Source organism: Pseudomonas sp. HMSC057H01 (assembly GCF_001836405.1).
GTDB classification, from domain to species: domain Bacteria; phylum Pseudomonadota; class Gammaproteobacteria; order Pseudomonadales; family Pseudomonadaceae; genus Pseudomonas; species Pseudomonas aeruginosa.
Genome location: NZ_KV828478.1, coordinates 95496 through 111797 on the forward strand (window position 1 = coordinate 95496; position 16302 = coordinate 111797).

The 16302-nt window shown below is 68.7% G+C and carries 15 protein-coding genes; 10 read left to right on the forward strand and 5 right to left on the reverse strand.

The genetic code is table 11. The features are described 5' to 3' along the window. The first annotated feature begins 50 nt into the window (after positions 1-50). A complete protein-coding gene (locus HMPREF2581_RS17735) occupies positions 51-1688 on the forward strand; it encodes a GMC family oxidoreductase (RefSeq protein WP_003139585.1) in 1638 nt (545 codons plus the stop codon). 21 nt (positions 1689-1709) lie between these two features. After that, on the forward strand, positions 1710-3158 hold the full coding sequence (locus HMPREF2581_RS17740) for an aldehyde dehydrogenase family protein (protein ID WP_003139583.1): 1449 nt from the start codon (positions 1710-1712) through the stop codon (positions 3156-3158). A gap of 35 nt (positions 3159-3193) precedes the next feature. On the opposite strand, the gene HMPREF2581_RS17745 is transcribed toward HMPREF2581_RS17740, so the two are convergent. From HMPREF2581_RS17745 to HMPREF2581_RS17755, 3 genes are read right to left on the reverse strand one after another with little or no spacing between them, the layout of a single operon-like run. Beyond that, positions 3194-3829 (reverse strand): IbrB-like domain-containing protein, encoded by a 636-nt coding sequence (locus HMPREF2581_RS17745; protein ID WP_003088853.1) that lies wholly within the window; start codon positions 3827-3829, stop codon positions 3194-3196. After that, complete coding sequence (locus tag HMPREF2581_RS17750; protein ID WP_031632507.1) at positions 3747-4259, reverse strand: GNAT family N-acetyltransferase; 513 nt, start codon at positions 4257-4259, stop codon at positions 3747-3749. The genes HMPREF2581_RS17745 and HMPREF2581_RS17750 overlap by 83 nt, the downstream gene beginning before the upstream one ends. Continuing rightward, complete coding sequence (locus tag HMPREF2581_RS17755; protein WP_003139581.1) at positions 4256-5482, reverse strand: phosphoadenosine phosphosulfate reductase; 1227 nt, start codon at positions 5480-5482, stop codon at positions 4256-4258. Before HMPREF2581_RS17755 ends, HMPREF2581_RS17750 begins: the two co-directional genes overlap by 4 nt. An 853-nt stretch (positions 5483-6335) precedes the next feature. On the opposite strand from HMPREF2581_RS17755, the gene HMPREF2581_RS17760 reads away from it, so the two are divergent. The 8 genes from HMPREF2581_RS17760 (at position 6336) to HMPREF2581_RS17795 (ending at position 15296) form a co-directional block, all read left to right on the forward strand. Then, complete coding sequence (locus tag HMPREF2581_RS17760; RefSeq protein WP_003120281.1) at positions 6336-6887, forward strand: fimbrial protein; 552 nt, start codon at positions 6336-6338, stop codon at positions 6885-6887. Between the two features lie 87 nt (positions 6888-6974). Then, positions 6975-7721 carry a fimbrial biogenesis chaperone gene (locus tag HMPREF2581_RS17765; RefSeq protein WP_003088863.1) on the forward strand — a complete coding sequence of 249 codons (747 nt, stop codon included), beginning with the start codon at positions 6975-6977 and terminating at the stop codon, positions 7719-7721. Then, on the forward strand, positions 7705-10323 hold the full coding sequence (locus tag HMPREF2581_RS17770) for a fimbria/pilus outer membrane usher protein (RefSeq protein WP_003139580.1): 2619 nt from the start codon (positions 7705-7707) through the stop codon (positions 10321-10323). Before HMPREF2581_RS17765 ends, HMPREF2581_RS17770 begins: the two co-directional genes overlap by 17 nt. Then, on the forward strand, positions 10320-11681 hold the full coding sequence (locus HMPREF2581_RS17775) for a fimbrial protein (protein WP_003139578.1): 1362 nt from the start codon (positions 10320-10322) through the stop codon (positions 11679-11681). Before HMPREF2581_RS17770 ends, HMPREF2581_RS17775 begins: the two co-directional genes overlap by 4 nt. Continuing rightward, positions 11671-12384 (forward strand): fimbrial biogenesis chaperone, encoded by a 714-nt coding sequence (locus HMPREF2581_RS17780; RefSeq protein WP_003113635.1) that lies wholly within the window; start codon positions 11671-11673, stop codon positions 12382-12384. Before HMPREF2581_RS17775 ends, HMPREF2581_RS17780 begins: the two co-directional genes overlap by 11 nt. Beyond that, a complete protein-coding gene (locus HMPREF2581_RS17785; protein WP_003109869.1) occupies positions 12381-13238 on the forward strand; it encodes an EAL domain-containing protein in 858 nt (285 codons plus the stop codon). The genes HMPREF2581_RS17780 and HMPREF2581_RS17785 overlap by 4 nt, the downstream gene beginning before the upstream one ends. 140 nt (positions 13239-13378) lie before the next feature. Then, positions 13379-13903: a DUF4142 domain-containing protein gene (locus HMPREF2581_RS17790; protein WP_003088871.1), complete on the forward strand. Its 525-nt coding sequence runs from the start codon at positions 13379-13381 to the stop codon at positions 13901-13903. Between the two features lie 28 nt (positions 13904-13931). Next, positions 13932-15296, forward strand: coding sequence for a cation:proton antiporter (locus tag HMPREF2581_RS17795; protein WP_003109868.1), 1365 nt, complete (start codon positions 13932-13934; stop codon positions 15294-15296). Here HMPREF2581_RS17795 and HMPREF2581_RS17800 read toward each other — a convergent pair. Both HMPREF2581_RS17800 and HMPREF2581_RS17805 read right to left on the reverse strand, forming a co-directional pair. Then, positions 15274-15723: a DUF421 domain-containing protein gene (locus HMPREF2581_RS17800; protein ID WP_003088873.1), complete on the reverse strand. Its 450-nt coding sequence runs from the start codon at positions 15721-15723 to the stop codon at positions 15274-15276. The two genes, HMPREF2581_RS17795 and HMPREF2581_RS17800, sit on opposite strands and share 23 nt — an antisense overlap. 25 nt (positions 15724-15748) lie before the next feature. Continuing rightward, entirely contained in the window at positions 15749-16273 is a 525-nt protein-coding gene (locus tag HMPREF2581_RS17805; RefSeq protein WP_003088874.1) for a hypothetical protein, read from the reverse strand. Positions 16274-16302 lie beyond the last annotated feature (29 nt).

The window sequence follows — 16302 nt, forward strand, 5'->3', positions numbered from 1 at the left end:
GCCGGGCATAGCGTTGCTCCCGTCAATCGATCTGGATACGGGAGAACCCCATGCACCAACCCGAAAACCCGGCGCGCCGCACCTTGCTGGCGCAGACCGTCGCCGGCTCCGCCGCGCTCGCCCTGGGCTCGCTGCTCGGCGGCGCGCCCGGCGTGGCCAGCGCCACGGCGGAAACGCCCCGCAAGGCCTTCGATGGCGGCAGGATCGATGTGCTGATCGTCGGCGGCGGCTCCGCCGGCGCGGTCCTCGCCCGGCGCCTGAGCGAGCGCGGCGACCGCCGGGTACTGTTGCTGGAAGCCGGCCAGGCCTATCCGGCCTGGGACTACCCCAGGATCATCGCCAGCAGCGACAGCGTCGGCGGCGACCCCGCCAGCGACTGGGGCTACCAGTCCCAACCGGGGGCGATCGGGCATCCGATCCATGCGATCCGCGGCAAGGTCCTCGGCGGCAGCTCGGCGATCAACGGCGCGGTGGCGATCCGCGCGCGGCGCGAAGACTTCGCCCGCTGGAACCTGCCGGGCTGGTCCTACGACGACCTGCTGCCGGCGTTCCGCCGCCTGGAGACCCGCCAGGGCGGCGACCCGGCCCTGCACGGCGGGGACGGACCGCTGCCGGTGCGGCAACTGAGCCGCGCCGATCTCTCGCCGATGCAGAGGGCCTTCGTCGACGCCACCCTGGCCAACGGTTTCAAGGCCATCGTCGATTTCGACGGCGCCGACGCCAACGGCGTCGGGCCGTACCCGATGAATGTCGTCAACGGTGTGCGCGTCAACACCGGCATGGCCTATCTCGACAACGCCGTGCGCGGCCGCGCCAACCTGTCGATCCGCGGCGACGCGCTGGTCGACCGGGTGCTCTTCGAAGGTAAGCGCGCGGTGGGCGTGCGCCTGGCCTCCGGCGAGGAAATCCACGCCGGCGAAGTGATCCTCAGCGCCGGCGCCTACGGCAGCCCGGCGATCCTGCTGCGCTCCGGTGTCGGCCCGGCCGACGAGCTGAAGGCGCTGTCGATCCCGTTGCTTGCCGACTTGCCGGTGGGCCGCCGGCTCAAGGACCATCCGTTCTACTACAACGCCTATGCCGCCCGGCCGGAGCGCATCGGCGCGCAGTCGCCGGTGATCGGCGCCAAGCTCTGGACCCATAGCTCGCGGGCGCAGAACGGCGAGCTGGACCTGCACATCACCGCCACCCACCTGTTCCCCGCCGAGATGAGCCCGACCGGGGTCGGCTTCGTCCTCGCCGTGGCCCTGACCCGGCCGCAATCGCTGGGCAGTGTGCGCCTGGCCAGCCGCGACCCGGCCGTCGCGCCGCTGATCGACCTGAACTTCCTCGCCGAGGCCGAAGACCGCGCGCGGTTGCTGGAAGGGGTCAAGCTGGCGCGCCGGATCGGCCGCAGCGAACCGCTCGCCGGGCTGATCCACGCCGAACTCGGACCAGGGCCCGAGGCACGCAGCGATGCGCAGATCGAAGCGGCGATCCGCGCCACCCTCGATACCTACCACCACCCGACCTCCAGCGCGCCGATGGGCCGCGCCGGCGAGCGCTGGGCGGTGGTCGACCTGGAGGGCAGGGTGCATGGCCTGCAAGGATTGCGGGTGATCGACGCCTCGATCTTCCCCGATGCCATTTCGGTGGCCACCAACATCACCACCATCGCCGTTGCCGAGCACCTCGCGCAGCACATCGCCTGACCGACCCAGGAGAACTTGCAGATGAACGGACACGCCAGACACTGGATCGACGGCGCATGGCTCGATTCCGCGCAGCGGGGACAATCCTTCGACCCGGCCAGCGGCCAGCCGATCGGCACCTACGCCGACGGCGGGCGGGCCGAGGCCGATGCGGCGATCGCCGCCGCTGTGCGCGCCTTCGAAGATGGTCCCTGGAAGGACGACCACGCGCTGCGCGCGACAGCCCTGGAGGAAATCGCCGCGGCCTTCGAGCGGCATGCCGATGCGCTCATCGACCTGCTTGCCCTGGAGAACGGCAAGATCAAGCCCGAGGCTGCCTTCGAGGTCGGCATGGTGCCGGGCAAGCTGCGCTACTACGCCGGCCTGGCGCGCAGCGAACGGGGCACCAGCGGCACGCCGCGCCCCGACGTGGTGTCGCTGGTGCTGCGCGAGCCGATGGGCGTCGCCGGTATCATCGTGCCGTGGAATTCACCGGTGGTGCTGATGATCCGCTCCCTGGCGCCGGCGCTGGCCGCCGGTACCACCACGGTGGTGAAGATGCCGGGGCAGACCGCGCAGACCAACGCCCTGGTCGCGCGGATCATCGCCGAAGCGCCGTCGCTGCCTGCCGGGGCGGTGAACATCTTCAGCGAATCGGGTTCCGAAGGCGCCCGGCGATTGATCGACGCGGCCGAGGTGCCGGTGATCAGCTTCACCGGCTCGAGCGCCACCGGCCGAGCGATTTCCGCCGCCGGCGCGCGGCACCTGAAGCGCTTCGGCCTGGAACTGGGCGGCAAGACACCGCACCTGGTGTTCGACGACGCCGACCTGGACGCCGCCTTGCCCGTGCTGGAGAAGTCGCTGACGGTGTTCGCCGGGCAGTTCTGCATGACCGGTTCGCGCCTGCTGGTGCAGCGCGGCGTTGCCGAACGGCTACGCGAACGCCTGGCGCAGCGCCTGGAAAACCTGCGCGTGGGGCCGGCGGCGGACCCGCGCAGCGACATGGGGCCGCTGATCGACAAGGCCAACGTCGAGCGCGTCGAGCGAGCCGTACGCCAGGCCATCGCCGCCGGCGCGCGGGTGGTGGTCCGCGGCGGCCCGGTAACCGAGGGCGAGCTGGCGGCCGGCGCCTTCTACCGTCCGACCCTGCTGGAGGTCGATGATCCGGACCTGGACATCGTGCAACAGGAAACCTTCGGACCGGTGCTGACCCTGCAGGTATTCGACCGCGAGGAGGAGGGCGTCGCCCTGGCCAACCGCAGCGAGTACGGGCTGGCGGCCGGGGTCTGGACCCGCGAGGTCGCGCGTGCCTTCCGGGTGGCGCGGAAGATCCGCGCCGGCACCGTGTGGATCAACGACTGGGCCAAGGTCTACGACGAATTCGAGGAGGGCGGCTACCGCCAGTCCGGCCTCGGCCGGCTGAACGGGGTCGCCGCCCTGGACGACTTCGTCGAGTACAAGCACATCAGCCTGACCACCGGCGCGGCCTGAGCCTGGGCGAGCGGTGCGGCCGACGGCGCCGCCCGCTACTCCCAGGAGCGGGAATACACGTGTTCGCGGAACAGCTCGGGCAATCCGGAAACCTGCTTGAAACGCAGCACCTCGTCATTGTCCATGCCCAGTTCGCGGGCCACGTCGGCCTCGCTCCAGCCGGCCTTGAGCAGGGTCACCACGATCGCCGTCATCGGCAACACGCCGTGCACGCCGCGTGCGCGGTTGTGGCGGATGGTGGCGGCGATGCGCTCGCTGTCGCCTTCGCGCCCGGCGCGTATCGCGGCGATCGGCAGGTAGCCGTGCAGACGCTGGCGCAGCGCGCCCTTGGCGCTGCCCACGCGCAGGCGGTGGAAGCCGTCGACCACCTCGTAGCGCCCGTCGGCCTGCGGATAGGCGACGATGGGCTGGGTGAATCCGTCGGACTCGATGGACAGCCTCAGCAGTCGCATCTCCGGCGGCGCGACGGTATTGGGGTTGTAGTCGTTGCCGGCGACGCGCTCGGCACGCACCCACTGCACGCAATCGACCGGCTCTTCGGCGAACGGACTGTGCGCGTGGAGCAGCCGGCGGATCCGGTTGATGGCTTCAATCCGCTCGGCAAGCGGCAACCCGTGCAGTTCGCCGAACAGCGCCTCGGCTCGCTCCGTCAGTGTCTTTGTCTGTGCCATGGGCTTTCCTCATGAGCGTCACCCAGCTACCCCGGGTGGAATGCACGGCGAAGCCGTGCGGTTCGAGAAGGCGCGCGCAGGCCAGGGGCGCGCGGGTGGTACAGGCCAGCCCGAGTTGGTCGACATGTCCGAGGACCCGCTCGCGCAGGGTGCGGAACAGCCCGCGACCGCGCGCTTCCGCACGCAGGTAGGCATCGCGCAGGCGAACCACGTCGGGATGTTGCTCCAGGCTGACGAACCCCAGTATCCGCGTGTCCCCCTGGCGGCGGAGCACGAACCAGCGGTGGTAGGGACCGTCGCTCAGCGGGTAGCCGCCGCATTCGCGGCGCACCCGGGCGCTGGCGAAGAAGCGGCCCATGCTGGCGAAGAAGGCGGCCTCGTCGTCGAACGAGCGCCACTGCAGGATCTCGCAGTCTTGCGGGCGGATCACGAGCGCTTCTCCCGACCGGGGACCAGTCTGTCGATATCGGTCTGGGAGAAGCCGAAGGACAGCGAGCGGGCCATGTCCTGCTTCAGCAGGGATAGCGCAATACGCCGCCAGGACGGCTGCTTGCGACGATTCTCCAGGGCCGGGATCCCCGCGTCCGGCCAGATGGCAAGGGGATAGTCGTGCTGCTTCCACCAGAGGATGAAACGCTCGATGCGCCGCTGGTAGATGCCGCGCAGAGGCGGCGGCATGCTGCGCAGGAGGAACTGGCTGTACTCGCGCCAGGTGCCGAAGGAGGGCGGCAGGCCAAGGCCGCCACGGTAGCCGAGGAAGCGCTGGCGACAATAGCGCGCCCCATAGTTGGCGCCGGCGACGCGCCGGACTACCTTGAACCAGGTGCGTGGCTCGATCCGGTGGAACAGGTCGAGGCCCTTGCGCTGGTCGTCGCCATAGGGCTGGCAGATGCGCATCTGCGAGAACGGCACGCCGGCGCGGTACATCTGGTCGTAGAGGCGGTTATAGGCGTAGCCGTGGTCGGCGACGCAACGCCAGAGATCCTCGAAACGCCAGTCGTAGATCGGGAAGAAGCTCACCGCCTGCGGGTTGGCCCGGTCGCGCGCGCTCCAGGCCAGCGGCGCGGAGCCGCCCGGCGGCGTCCAGGCGCATTGTTTCGCCCGGCTCCTGCGCTTGACCGCCAGGTAGCGATTGAGCGATTCGTCCGAACGGATGCCGACCAGGAACGCGGTAGGCTCTTCCCTGGCCAGCCAGGCGTTGAAGCCGGCGACGAACTCCTCGAACTCCATGCGGTAGCGGTAGAAGGGGAAGAACGCCGGGTCGCTGATCACCCCTCGCTGCTTCGGTAGCGGGCGCACCCAGTCGGCCTCGGCGCCGGGCTCCCAGCAGCACCAGTAGGGTTCCTCCAGGCTGGAGGCGTTGCGCAGGTTGAGTGGCAGGCAGACCCACCAGGGGCGTACGTCGGGACGCCCGAGCATCTCGCTGACGTGATCGATGGTGGCCTGGTACTGCCCCTCCAGGTCGATGAACAGTACGTCCACCGGGCTGCGTCCCAACTCGCGTGCCACGTCCAGCGCCAATTGCAGGGTGACCGAGCTGTCCTTGCCACCGGAGAAGGCGACACAGACGCGCTCGAAGTTCCGGAATACCAGTCGGAGGCGGGATAGGGTTGCGGCATGCACATCGGCATCCTGGTAATGCTTGCCTGCCATGGGTGCGAACCTCTTCTTTTAATAACTATTGAGGGAGACCGTTGCGACGACGGTCCATGTGCAATGTTTGTTTCGGAGTTTCTCCAGGCTATTTTTTCGAGAGTCGCGGCAGCCGGCACGTTCGGCGACGTTGGACTCCGAATCAGTGGATAACGGAAATATGTCCAGGCACTTGGCAGAGCGACGACCAACAGGCCCGACAACTGTCGTGCAGGAACTTTTTCAATGCTAGGCGAAGCCGTGGTTCGAGTTGTTGACTTGTCGCAAGACGGATTCTCCGAACAGCATCGGCGCAGCGCCCACTTGCAACGAGAGTGCGCACGCCGCCGTTGGCACTCGTCTGCGCACCGGACTTCTGAGCGGCGGCGGAAAAAGCTTGCTGCGCAAGGAGAAGCGCCTGCGGGTGAACATGGAAATTGCCCGGGAAAAGTCGACGGTAATTATTCGTTGAATAACAGGGAAGTGCATACTTCCAACTTGGAAGTTAACTGCATGGAACCATCCATGCATTACACGGATGACGGTTTTTATTATAAGTCCAAACTGGCGAAGACAAGCAAGAGAGGCCGGGATGCCAGAGTTCCATAGTCGGAAATACAAGCGTTGCAATGTCGACGGATAGCGCGAAGAGGCGGCGGTACCCTGCGAAACGAGGCAATTCCCCGAATGGCGGGCACTCGAACGGATTTATAAGTCCGCCGTTCGGCGTTCACCTCGACGCCTGTGCACGGGATACTTATATCGGTGGTTCGCACCACTGATTATCGATTTGAACTCGTTCGAGTCTTTACCGCGTTCCCGGCCGAAATAAAAGGCGGGTGGACGATTATTGCCTCACACAAGGAACATAGGCATGACCAGAACTTCGAACCCATGCGCAGTGGTATTGGCCTTTGCGGCAATTGCCGCTTCGGGAACCGCGATGGCGGCAAACACTATCACATTCAGCGGCGAAGTGACCGACCAGACCTGCCAGGTCGCGGTCAACGGCTTCACCGACCCCACGGTGATCCTCGACAGCGTACCGGTGAGCGCCCTCGATGGCGCAGTGGGCCGCAGCGCCGGCGAAACCGCCTTCACCCTGCAACTCACCGATTGCGTCGCGCCGACGGCCGACGAGCATTTCACCACCCTGTTCCAGGCCACCAACCCCAGCGCCGCCGGGAACCTGGTGAACACCGCCGCCAGCGGCGCGACGGGCGTGGCGCTGCAATTGCTCGATAGCGTCGGCGGCAACCCGGTCGACCTGGCCGGCGGCGCGGCGGTGCCCGCCGGCGATATCGTGCTCGCCAACGGAGCCACCAGCACCAGCTACGACTACGCGGTGCAGTACGTCTCCGAAGCGGCGACCGTGACGCCCGGTCCGGTACTCGGCGCCGTGACCTACACGTTGCGTTACGAGTGAATGCCGGCGGCGCATGCGCCGCCCCTTCCTTTTCCCAGCACTAAAGCCGGGCCCGGTCGCTGGACCGTGCCCGGCCAGGTAAGCCGCATGCCCAGACATTCGTACCGATCCGGCAGGACATCGGCGCTTCTGCTCGTCCTGCTGGCGAGCATCGCCCAGGCGCGGGCAAGCGTGGTGGTGACCGGGACCCGGGTGATCTATCCCGGCGAGGCACGGGAGAAGACCGTGCAACTGAGCAATCGCGATGCGTTTCCCAACGTCGTCCAGGCCTGGGTCGACATCGACGCCCCGGACGCGCCGCCGGACCAGGCGGACGCGCCGTTCCTGGTCAACCCGGCGGTATTCCGCATGGCCCCGGACAGCGGCCAGACGCTGCGCATCGTCTACACCGGGCAGGGCCTGCCGGGCGATCGCGAATCGCTGTTCCATCTCAACGTCCTGCAGATCCCGCCACGCAACAGCAGCCATGCGGATCGGAACCAGATGCTGCTGATGCTGCGCAATCGCCTGAAGCTGTTCTACCGCCCGGCGGGCATCCAGGGCCGTCCCGAGGACCTGCCCGGGCAACTGCGTTTCGCACTGGTCCGGCGCAGCGCCGGCTGGGCGGTGCGGGTGGACAACCCGAGCGGCTACTACGCCTCGTTCGCCAGCGCCACGCTCAGCGTCGGCCAGCGCCGCTGGCGCTTGCGCAGCGGCATGCTGGAGCCGCGCAGCCATGCCGAATGGCAGGCCGAAACCCGAGAAGCCCTGCCGCCGGGACGCGTGCGCCTGCACGCGCTGCTGATCAACGACTACGGCGCCCATATGGATATCCGTCATGACCTATCGCCATGAACGCCGCTGCCGCACCGGCACGGCCCTGATGGCGGGCGGCATGGCGCTGGCGGCGAGCGCCTTCGGTCATGCCCAGCCCGGCTACGAATTCGATGATCGCCTGTTGCTCGGCTCTTCCCTGGGCGGCGGCGACCTGTCGCGCTTCAACCAGGACGGTCGGATCGATCCGGGTCGCTATCACGTGGATGTCTACCTCAACGAGCGCTTCGCCAGCCGCAGCGAAGTGAGTTTCCGCGCCAACCCCGCCAGCGGCGCGGTGGAGCCCTGCCTCGACGAAGACTTCCTGCGCCAGCGCCTCGGCGCCAAGCCTGGTGACGATCCGCGCAAGAGCGGCGACGGGCGCCACTGCGCCTTTCTCGGTGCACGCCTGCCCGGCTCGCGGTTCAGCCTGGACGTCGCCCGCCTGCGCCTGGATCTCTCGGTGCCGCAAGCCTTGCTCGACCTCAAGCCGCGCGGCTACGTCAGCCCCGAGGAGTGGGACGCCGGCGACAGCATGGGCTTCGTCAACTACGACACCAACCTCTATCGCTCCGAATACCGCGGCGGCGAATCGGGACGATCGGACTACGCCTATGTCGGCCTGAACAGCGGCATCAACCTCGGCCTGTGGCGTTTGCGCCACCAGTCCAACTACACCTATTCCCGCTACAACGGGCAGGCCAGGCGCAAGTGGAACGGCATCCGCACCTATGCCCAGCGCGCCTTGCCGGCCTGGCGCAGCGAACTGACGGCGGGGGAGAGCTACACCGCCGGCAACCTGCTCGGCAGCATCGGCTACCGCGGCCTGAGCCTGGCCACCGACGACCGCATGCTGCCCGAGTCCCTGCGCCGCTATGCGCCGCAGGTGCGCGGCACAGCGGCCACCGCGGCGCGGGTGGTGATCAGCCAGAACGGCAGGAAGATCCGCGAGGTGAATGTCGCCCCCGGTCCGTTCGTCATCGACGATCTCTACGACAGCGCCTATGCCGGCGATCTGGATGTCCAGGTGTTCGAAGCCGATGGCAGCGTATCGAGCTTCAGCGTGCCGTTCGCCTCGGTCCCGGAGTCCATGCGTCCCGGCCTGTCGCGCTACAGCTTCACCCTGGGCCAGGCGCGCCAGTACGGCGACGGCGACGACCTGTTCGCCGACTTCACCTACCAGCGCGGCATGAGCAACGCCCTGACCGCCAACCTGGGACTGCGTGTCGCCGACGACTACCTGGCCATGCTGGGCGGCGGCGTCCTCGCCACCCGCTTCGGCGCCTTCGGCCTGAACAGCACCTATTCCAGCGCACGCGTCGAGGATGGCGCGCGCAAGCAGGGCTGGCGCATCGGGCTCGACTACAGCCGGACCTTCCAGCCCACCGGCACTACCCTGACCCTGGCCGGCTACCGCTATTCCACCGAAGGCTACCGCGAACTCGGCGACGTGCTCGGCTCGCGCGACGCACTGCGCCACGGGGACACCTGGGATTCCGGCAGCTACAAGCAGCGCAACCAGTTCAACCTGCTGGTGAGCCAGGCCCTCGGCGGTTACGGCAACCTCTATCTTTCCGGCTCCTCCAGCGATTTCTACGACGGCAAGAGCCGCGACACCCAATTGCAGTTCGGCTACTCCAACACCTGGGGGCAGTTGAGCTACAACCTCGCCTGGTCGCGGCAGACCACCACCTACTACCAGGAGCAGGGCGACCAGGACCCTGGCGTCGAGCTGCTCCGGCGCGACCGGCGCAGCGGCCAGCGCAACGACACCCTGACCCTCAGCGTCTCCATGCCGCTGGGTTCTTCCAGTCGGGCGCCGACGCTCAGCGCCATGGCTACCCGGCGCTCCGGCGACAGCCGTGGCGGCAGCCTGCAAACCGGGCTGAACGGTACGCTGGGCGACGAGCGTACCTGGAGCTACGCGCTGTCCGCCAACCGCGACAGCGAGGTCGCCGACACCACCTGGAACGGCACGTTGCAGAAGCAGGCGGCGCTGGCCACCGTGAATGCCGGCTATGCCCAGGGCGATCGCTACCGGCAATACAGCGGCGGCATCCGTGGCGCGCTGGTCGCCCACCGCGACGGGCTGACCCTGGGCCCCAGCGTCGGCGATACCTTCGCCCTGGTCGAGGCCAAGGGCGCCAGCGGTGCCGCGATACGCGGCGGGCAGGGCGCGCGCATCGACGGCAACGGCTATGCGCTGGCTCCCTCGCTGTCGCCCTATCGCTACAACCCGATCTCCCTCGATCCCGTTGGCATCGATCCCGACGCCGAACTGCTGGAAACCGAGCGCAAGGTCGCGCCCTACGCCGGTGCCAGCGTGCGCGTGACGTTCAGGACGCTGACCGGCCATCCGCTGCTGATCCAGGCGCGGCGCGAGGACGGCAGTGTGCTGCCGCTCGGCGCCGTGGTGGTCGACGACGGCGGGGCGGCCATCGGCATGGTCGGGCAGGGCGGCCAGGTCTATGCGCGCGCGGAAAACCAGCGGGGCAGGTTGCTGGTGCAATGGGGAACGGCACGGCAGGAGCGTTGCGAGCTGCCCTACGACCTGGCCGGCGCGCCCCGCGACCAGGTGCTGATCCGCCTGCGCGGCACCTGCCGGGCAGCCGCCATCGATTCCAACCCGGAGACCGCCAGATGAACCACATGATTCTCCTGTCGTCCGCGCTGGCCCTCGGCGTGTCGCTGGGGTTTCCCGCCAGCGCCCAGGCAACCTGCTACCGGGTCACCTCGGTAGGCAGCGAGACGACCACCTCGACCACCCAGATCCGCCCCGGCGAAGGCACTGCGGGCAGTTGGACCGGCGCCTGCGACACCTGCAATGGCTCGCTCGGCCTGCCCAGCGTGGTCAACGTCAGCGACGAGAGTTTCCAGCCCTATCCGACGCTCATCGCCAGCGCGGTGGCGCCGCTGACCCAGTACGGCGCCACCGGCGGCTACGACCCCGAGCGGGTGTTCTTCCGCTGTAGCGCCGGGGACGCCGTCTACGAGATGTTTTCTACCAACGGCGACGATCTCTATAGCGGCTACTACACCGGCGCCGACACGGTGGGCAACGACATCGGCCTGCAGGATGCCTACCGGACCGCCTGGCCCAACGTGCTGCTGCGCCTGACCAACGTCGAGACGGGGGAAACCATCACGCCGATCTGGAAGGAGCGCCAGCTCTCCGGGCTGGACATCGACTCGCGCGGCTTCCAGCTGGTCAAGGCGAAGAACCTCGCAGCGGTACGCGCCGAGCTGTACAGCGCGCCGCTGGAGGCGATCCGCTACTACTCGCCGACGATCCTCTCGCAGCCCTATTCCTACACCCAGCCGGCGGCCTACATCGCCATCAAGGGGCCGGGCCTGACCGCGCCGACCGTCGGCCAGGCGCACGTGGGCGGCAACTGGGGCGGCTGGTACAGCAACTGGCCGGGTGCCATCGGGCTGTACCGCTACGTGACCCTGAAACGCTATCCCACCTGCGCGGTGATGACGGTCACCCCGCACGTGCAGTTCCCGCCCATCACCCTGGCCGAGATCGATAGCGGCGGCGTGCGCGAGGCGCCCTTCGAACTCACCTTCAAGTGCCAGAGCGGCATGACCAACGGCACCGGGGCCGGCGCCACGGCGCTGGGCATCCGCGTGTCCAGCGGGGCCCTGGCGGCCAGCCCGGCGCTGGGCCTGGTCAACGCCAGTGGCGGACTGTCCTACCTGCTCTCCGACCGTTACGGGGAGCCGGGCATTGCCCGTGGGGTCGGCATCCGCATCTACCGCGACGGCACGCCGATGACGCTCCTGGCCAACGAGAACTCCGCCGGCGGCAGCAACGCCGAGGCCACCGGCTGGTACCCCGCCATCGGTGGCGCGACCCAGGCCAACGGCGGTAGCGGCGGCATCGACCTGTACCGCGAAACCTTCCGCGCGCGCCTGGAGAAACTCGCGCTCGGCAGCCAGCCCGGCGTCACGGCGGGGCGAGTCGAGGCCACGGCGCAGGTGGTTATCCGTGTCCAGTAGGCGCGCGCTCGCGCTGCTGGCCATGCTTTGCCTCGCGCCGACGAGCGAGGCCGGAGTGACCGCGGAGCGCACCCGCCTGGTGTTCGTGGAGGGCCAGCGCGAGGCCTCGTTGCTGCTGGTCAACCAGAATCCCTACCCGGTGCTGGTGCAGGCGTGGGTCGATGACGGCGCCCTCGACGGCGAACCGGATACCGCGCTGGCTCCGTTCCTGCCGCTGCCGCCCGTATTCCGCCTGGAGCCGGGACGCCAGCGCAGCCTGCGCCTGCTGGCTACCGGCCAGGCCCAGGCACGGGATCGCGAATCGCTGTACTGGCTGAACATCTACGAGATCCCCCCGCAAGCCACCGCCGAGGCCGCTGGCCGGCCCCGACTCACGGTCACCCTGCGAACCCAGATGAAGGTGCTGTACCGCCCGCACGGCCTGCATCCGCACGCTGAGGACGCGGCCGCCGAACTGGGCTTCGCGCTGCGCGACGAGACCCTGCGGGTGGACAACCCGACGCCGTACTTCGTGTCCCTGGCGGGGCTGGCGCTGGAGATAGGGGAGACGCGCCTGGATCTGCCCGGAACGCTGCTGGCTCCGCGCTCGCAACGACGCCTCGGCCTGCCGCGGCGGGTGGACGGCGGGACGCGCGGCGAGGTGGCGTTCGACTGGATCGACGACAACGGCGTCAGCCGCCAGGAAAGGAAAGCTCTACAGTGAACAGTTCCCCACAGGCTCGCCAGCACGAGCACCCGCCGGCCGTTGCCGCCTCCCTGGCCGGCGACCTGCGCCTGGCCCGGCGTTTCCAGGCCGCCCTGGCGCGCGGTCGGGTGCGCCTGGACTGGCAGGCCGTACGGCATGCCGGGCATCCAGAATGGGAGCCGCTCTACCGGGAAACCCTGCTCAGGGTCACGGCCGCCAGCGGCGAGCCGCCGTTGCCGACCCAGGAACTGATCCTGGCGCTGGAGCGGCTCGGCCTGATACGCCTGCTCGATCGCTGCGTGCTGGGCACGGTCCTCGACCGGCTGAACGCCGAGCCTACCTTGCGCCTGGCCTGCAACCTGTCGCGCCAGAGCGCGGCGATGGATGCCTGGTGGGAAGCCGTCTGCCGATGGCTGGCCGCCCGTCCGCAGGTGGCACGGCGGCTGACGCTGGAGCTGACCGAGACCGCCGTGGGCGAGAGAGTCGCGACCCGGGAGTTCATCCGACGCCTGCGCGAACATGGCGTGCGCATCGCGATAGATGACTTCGGCGCGGCGCACAACAACCTGGACTTCGTCCTCGATGCCCGTCCCGACGTGATCAAGATCGATTGCCGGTATACCCGCGAAGCACGTCGCTCGGCGAAGGGCGCCGAAGTGCTGCGCCACCTGCTAGCCCTGTGCCGCGAACTGGCGCCCTGCGTGGTCCTGGAAGGTCTCGAGGAGGACGATGCGTTCGCCCGGCTGCCGACCGGGGACGTCTATCTCCAGGGCAACGCGATCGCGCCGCCGATGCGGGTCGAACCGCCGCTGTCCGTACGCCGGCCGAAGAGCCGGGCGCGGATCGAGGCGCTGGCGAGCCGCCAGGGGTGACCGGGGAGGGCCCCCGGCCTGGCACGGTCGGCGAAAAATCTGAACGGTCGGCCAGCGGCGCCGTCACAGCAGCGACGAGGCCGAGGTGCGTTGTGCCGAAGTCCCGGCATTTTTTCCCTGTCACGCCAACGGAGTCGACCATGAACAGAGCAATCAGCCTTCCCCTCAAGGGAGCCGCCTGGCTCCTGCTGGTCCTGGCCCTGCCTTTCGCCAACGCCCAGGACATGAACAAGACCGCGCCACAGACCTTCGTCAGCGAGGCCTCGGCGGCCGGCGTGGCGGAAATCGAAGCCGGCAAGATGGCGCTGGAAAAGAGCACCGCCGCCGATGTGAAGGTATTCGCCAAGCAGATGATCGACGACCACGGCAAGGTCAACGCCGAACTGCGCAGCCTGGCCGAGCGCAAGAAACTGGAGGTCGAAGACGACGCCAGCCTGACCGACAAGGCCAAGGCGACCCTGCTCGACCTGCGCGACGCCTCCTTCGACCCGGCCTACGCCAACAACCAGGTGGCGGCCCACGAGAAAGCCGTGGAACTCTTCACCCAGGCCGCAGACAACCTCACCGACCCGGAACTGCAGGCCTTCGCCAAGACCCACCTGCCGGCCCTGAAGCACCACCTGGAAATGGCCCGCGCGCTGGCCAAGGCGCACCCATCCAAGTAACGCCCCCGCGGGCGGAGCCTGGCCAGGCATGAGCTTCAGCCTGTGGTTGCTGGTACTGGGCTGCATCCTGCTGACGCTCGGCCTGGCCTCGGCCTACCTGCGCCTGCTGCCGGTCAGCACCTCGTTCCTCTACCTGCTGTTCGGCCTGGCCATCGGCCCGGCCGGGCTGCATGCCTGGCGCAGTGGCCTGGCGGACATCAGCGGCTGGTTCGAACACCTCGCCGAGGCGGCCCTGCTGATCTCGCTGTTCATCGGCGGCCTCAAGCTGCGCCTGCCGCTGCGCTCGCCGGCCTGGACCGCCGCCTGGCTGCTGGCCGGACCGGTCCTGCTCGGCTGTATCCTCGGCCTTACCCTGGGCGCGCATTTCCTGTTCGGCCTGGACTGGGGGCTGGCCTTGCTGGTCGCGGCGATCCTCGCGCCCACCGACCCGGTGCTGGCCAGCGACATCCAGGTCAACCACGCCGGCGACGACGATCGCCTGCGCTACGCCGTATCCGGCGAGGCGGGACTCAACGACGGCATCGCCTTTCCCTTCGTCATCGCCGCCCTGCTGCTGATCGGTCAGGGCGGCGGCCTGCCTGGCGAGTTCGACCGCAGCGGCCTGGACTGGCTGCTGCGCGACGTCCTCTGGGCCATCCCCGCCGGATTGCTGGTGGGCTATTGCCTGGGCCATGGCCTCGGCCGCCTGGCCATCCACCTGCGGGCGCGGCACACCGACACCTCGGTGTCGGCCAACGACTTCCTCGCCCTGGCGCTGATCGCGCTGTCCTATGTCGGCGCCGACGCGCTGGGCGGCTGGGGCTTCCTCGCCAGCTTCGCCGCCGGGATCGGCCTGCGCCACGCCGAGGTGGCGACGCTGGGACACGCCTCGGCACCGGCCGAGGCGCAGGCGGCCGCCGCCGACGTGCGCGAGGCCGGGCAGGCCAGCGGCGCCATCGAGTATGGCGCCGACCGCAGCGAACACCCGAAGGTGGCGGCCGGCGCGGTGATGCTCGACGTGCTCTCCTTCGGCAACCTGCTGGAGCGCTCGCTGGAAGTGCTGCTGGTGACCCTGCTCGGCGCCATGCTCTACCAGCACTGGGACTGGCGCGCGCTGCCGCTGGCGCTGCTGCTGTTCTGCGTGTGCCGGCCGGCGATGGTCTGGCTGCTGGTCGGCCGGCGGCTGATGCACCCGGCGCAGCGGCGCCTGCTCGGCTGGTTCGGCATCCGCGGCATCGGCAGCCTGTACTACCTCAGCTACGCGCTGAACCAGGGGCTGCCTACGGCGCTCGCGCATACCGCCAGCGACCTGGTGCTGAGCCTCGTCGCCCTGAGCATCTGCGTGCACGGCCTGAGCATCCAGCCGCTGCTGATGCGCCACGCGCGCAGCGTCAGTCGCCGCGATCGGGAATGATCGAGATCTTGCCGTTCTTCTCGAGGATGGCGAAGCGGATCTGCTCCATGCGTTCCAGGCCCTGGGTCTCGCGGGCGGCCAGGAGAATGTCTTCCTCGCGCAGGCGGGCCTCGGCCAGGCGTGCGTGCAATGGCCTGCCGTACTCGACGATGAGCGTCGGCGAGCCCTCGATCAGGGTGTCGAGCTTCGGATGGCGCAGCTTGAGCAGGGACAGACCGACGTCGATGACGATCAGGGTGATGATCACCAGTACCGCGTTGACCAGCGAGAAGTCGTCGCCCAGCAGCGCCTGCTGGGTGGCTTCGCCGATGATCATCAGCAGCAGCAGGTCGAAGGTGGTGATGTCGGTCAGTGAACGCCGCCCGGCGATGCGGAAGAGTACCAGCAGGACCAGGTAGAGCGCGGCGGCTCGCAGTACGGAATCCATCGTGCGCCTCCTCGGAACGGATGACTCAGGGGTAGATGAACTGGTCGAAGGCCAGGCTTTCGCCGGCGAACTCCAGTCGACTGGCGACTTCGCCGAGCTGGTTCGGCAACAACGTCAGGAACAGGCTCAGGCGACCGTCTTCGTCGAGCCTTCCCTCCAGTTCCAGGCCACCCCGCCAGCTGTGACTGCGCAGCGGTTGCGGTTGCAGGCTCTGGATGCTGTGCGCCTGTAGCAGTCCGCCGCCCAGGCGCACGCCAACCTCGGTGCCCGGCGCGCCGCGCAGATCGATGCGCAGGCGGCTGGCGGCGCCGCTGCGTTCGAAACGCTCGTAGGCCAGGGTCAGCCTGCCGCTGTCGCTGACCAGCGTCCGCGAACTCAGAGGCCCGCCGGCGAACACTCCGGTCAGCGCCAGGAGGATCACCCCGAGCAGGACCCACAGGCCCGCCCGTTCGAAACGCCAGGCGCGGCGCTGGCTTTCCAGGCGCTCCGGGATCGGATACTCGCGCTGGTCGAACGCATCGTCTGCGGCGTCTTCTGGGGCAGGGCGCATGGCTGGCTCCTTCGCTCGCGGTCTCTCAG